This window comes from Geodermatophilus chilensis (assembly GCF_002802985.1).
In the GTDB taxonomy this organism is placed as follows: Bacteria; Actinomycetota; Actinomycetes; order Mycobacteriales; family Geodermatophilaceae; genus Geodermatophilus; species Geodermatophilus chilensis.
This window is the reverse complement of the sequence record NZ_NVPT01000281.1, coordinates 1-3,351: the sequence shown is the minus strand read 5'-3', so window position 1 is coordinate 3,351 and position 3,351 is coordinate 1. Positions and strand designations below refer to the sequence as shown.

The window sequence follows — 3,351 nt, the reverse complement described above, 5'->3', positions numbered from 1 at the left end:
AGATGTGTATAGGCGACAGGTCCTCCCCACCCTTCGCAGGCTCAGGGTGGGACCCGGGACGGGGCCGTGCAGGGGGCCGTCAGCGCAGAGTCGCGAAGGCCACTGCCGCCGCGGCGGCGACGCCCAGGGAGTCGACGCCCGCCCGCATCGGGATGCGTGCCCGCACCCGTGCGGCCCGCTGTGCCTCGGGGGTCAGTCCCGGCCCCTCCGCCCCGAGCAGCACCGCCGTGCGCGGGTGCGCCCGCGGGTCCACCTCGGCCAGGTCGACCGCGTCGTCGGCCGGGGTGAGCGCCACGGTCAGGTAGCCGGCCTCGTGCAGCCGGTCCAGCCCGCCGGGCCACTCGCGCAGGACGGCGAACGGCAGCGCGAGCACGTGGCCCATCGAGACCCGCACCGACCGGCGGTAGAGCGGGTCGGCGCAGCGTGGGTCCAGCAGCAGGCCGTCGATGCCGAGGGCCACCGCGGAGCGGGCGATCGAGCCCAGGTTCTCCGCGTCGTTGAGCGCCTCCAGCACGGCCAGCCGGCGGGGCGCGGCCGGGTCGGGCCCGGCCAGCAGCGCGTCGAGGTCGGCCGGGGGACGGCGGTCGGCCGAGGCCAGCACCGCGCGGGTCAGCCGGAAGCCGATGACCTCCGAGAGCACCCACTTGTCCGCCTCGTAGGCCGCGACCCCCTCGGGCAGGTCGAACGCCGCCACGCGCCCGGGCACGCCCAGCACGGCACGCACCCGGTAGGGCGAGGCCAGCAGCCGCTGCACCGCGGGGACGCCCTCCACGATCACCGGTCCGGTGCCGCGCTCGGTGCCCGGCCGTCGGTCCCCGGCCTTGAGGTCGCGGAAGTCGGCCACCCGCGGGTCGTCCGGGTCGGTGATCGTCGCGGGTTCGAGCGGCACGACGCCGATCCTGCCAAGCCGCGCTCGGCGGGCGGGCGCACCGTCCGGCCCGCAGGATCGTCGGCGTGCCTCCCTCCCCCGTGACCGTCGTCGGCGCCGGCATCGCCGGCTGCGCCTGCGCCCGTGCCCTGGCCGAGGCCGGGCTGCCCGTCCGCGTGCTCGACCGCGGCCGCCGGCCGGGCGGGCGGATGGCCTCGCGGACGCTGTCCGACCGCACCGTCGACCTCGGTGCCTCCTACCTGACCGCGCGGGAGGGCTCGCCCTTCGCCGCGGTGGTCGCCGACTGGGTCGCGCGCGGCCTGGCCCGCCCGTGGACCGACACCTTCGCCGTCGCCGGGCCCGACGGGCTGGGGTCCACCACCACCGGCCCGGTCCGGTACGCCGCGCCCGGAGGCCTGCGCTCGCTGGTGGCCGACCTCGCCGAGGGCCTCGACGTCACACAGGAGCGCACCGTGACCCGGGTGGAGCCCGGCCCGCGGGTGGACGACGAGGACGTGCCGGCCGTCGTCCTGGCCATGCCCGACCCGCAGGCCCGCCGCCTGCTGGACGCCGACACGGCCGGGCGGCTGCTCGACGAGCGGCCGTGGGAGGCGTCGCTGGCCGTCGTCCTCGGGTGGTCCGAGCGCCGCTGGCCGGCCGACCTGCACGGCGCGTTCGTCCACGACGACCCGGCGGTCACCTGGGTGGCCGACGACGGCGACCGGCGCGGGGACGGCGCCCCGGTGCTGGTCGCGCACACCACCCCTGAGCTCGCGGCCGCGCACCTCGAGGACCGGGACGCCGCCGCCGGCCCGGTCGCCGCCGCGGTCGGCCGGGCACTCGGCATCGACGTCCCCCCGGCCTGGACCACGGTGCACCGGTGGACGTACGCGCGGCCGGCCGAGGCCCGCCCGGAGCCCTTCGGGCTGGCCGACGGCATCGGCGTCTGCGGCGACGGGTGGTCCGCGCCGTCCCGGGTGGAGAGCGCCTGGACCTCCGGGCACCTGCTGGGCACCGAGCTGGGCGGCCGCTGAGTGCCGGCCGGACTCGCCCGTCCCCCGGGCCCGGCCGACCAGGCGGCCGAGACGGAGCGCTCCGACGGCTCGCCAGCGAAGGCCGCGCTGCGCGCGATCGGCCTGCCGGCGGCCGTGGCGGCTGCACGAGCCCTCGGCATCCCCGCCTTCGGACGATCATGAAGCCGCGGTGGCGACACACCGACGGGATGCAGTGTGTCGCCACCGGCGCTTCATGATCATCAGCAAGGGAGCGGGGCGGACGCCGGTGGAGCGGCGCTGCTGGACCTGCTGGCCGACACCGTCTCCCGCCGCCGCGCTCCGGCCCAGGGGCGCCGCTAGCGCGCCACCCGGGCCAGCTGGCGGGCCTGGGCGACCAGCCGGCCGGTGGCGTCCCAGATGCGGCACTCCTCGTCCGACCAGCCGCCGGCCACCTCGGTGGAGCGCGACTCAACGAGGCACCAGCCCGGCGCGGGCAGCGCGCGGACCAGCACCTGCAGCTGCACGGTGGGCGCCCAGCCCGTCCGGCCGACGGCGAAGGCGGTGGGCGGCAGGGCGTCGGCGAACAGCAGCAGCGCCAGGGGGTCGGGGTCGCGGCCGTCGGCCAGCCGGATCCAGGACCGCAGCACCCGCTGGTCGGAGAACCGGCCGACCGTCCAGCCCGCCGTCGCGGGGTCCAGCCGGGTCTCGATCTGCCGGACCAGGCCGACGGTCGGCCCGGCGCCGGTGGTCCGGGTGGCCACGCAGTCCTCGGGGTCGGGCACCGGCGGCGCGGGGTTCACGGTGTACTCGGCCGGCTCCGTGCCGAGCGTCGCCGTCGTCACCTGGGCGGCGATCGACGGGCCGGCCTCCCCGGCGAGCAGCACCGAGGAGTGCGCCAGCGTGCGCCCGGCCGGGCCCGGCGTGACGGCGAGGTGGGCCGGCCCGGCGGCGGTGGCCCGCAGGTAGCTGGCCGACAGCGCCACCGGGTGCGGGTGCGGGCTGTCCGGCACGGCGGCACGGGCCGCGAGCGCCAGCAGGTAGCCGCCGTTGAGCACGCCACCGCCGACGTCCCAGCCGGGGTCGAGGTCGGCGACCAGCCCCCCGCCCTCGGCGCGGCGCACCGCCGTGGCGGCGTCGAAGGCGGACGGGTCCCCATCGGTCTGCGGCACGTCCCGGAGCCTGCCAGGGCGGGGATCCGCGGAGTGCACGCACCCGGGGTGCAGCGGCCGGCCGGGCTCCCGTCTCCACCCGCGCACCCTGGGCGTCGGGCTGGACGACCGTCGACGCGGCCCGGCCCCACGATCTCCCCCCGGTCACCGGGCGGCGCCGATGGAGTACTTCGGGTGACGTCCCGGCGTCCGTAGCACCGCACCGTCACCGCACCCTCACGAAGCGCGACACGCCGTCCCCTGGACCCCCAGGACTGGGGGACGGCGTCCCCCTCTGCCGCGTGTGCCCGGCCCCCACCCCTGCCCCGGAGCCTCGGAC

Annotated in this window: 3 protein-coding genes; 1 reads left to right on the top strand and 2 read right to left on the bottom strand. The window is 78.6% G+C overall.

The genetic code is table 11. The features are described 5' to 3' along the window. Positions 1–79: 79 nt before the first annotated feature. The gene (locus tag CNO22_RS26215) at positions 80–889 is read right to left on the bottom strand and encodes a TrmH family RNA methyltransferase (RefSeq protein WP_100502173.1); all 810 of its coding nucleotides are present in this window, start codon (positions 887–889) and stop codon (positions 80–82) included. A gap of 65 nt (positions 890–954) precedes the next feature. Between CNO22_RS26215 and CNO22_RS26210 the strand changes: the two genes are divergently transcribed. After that, positions 955–1,902: an NAD(P)/FAD-dependent oxidoreductase gene (locus CNO22_RS26210; RefSeq protein WP_100502172.1), complete on the top strand. Its 948-nt coding sequence runs from the start codon at positions 955–957 to the stop codon at positions 1,900–1,902. A 317-nt stretch (positions 1,903–2,219) separates the two neighbouring features. On the opposite strand, the gene CNO22_RS26205 is transcribed toward CNO22_RS26210, so the two are convergent. After that, a complete protein-coding gene (locus CNO22_RS26205) occupies positions 2,220–3,032 on the bottom strand; it encodes a thioesterase family protein (protein WP_100502171.1) in 813 nt (270 codons plus the stop codon). Between the last annotated feature and the right edge of the window lie 319 nt (positions 3,033–3,351).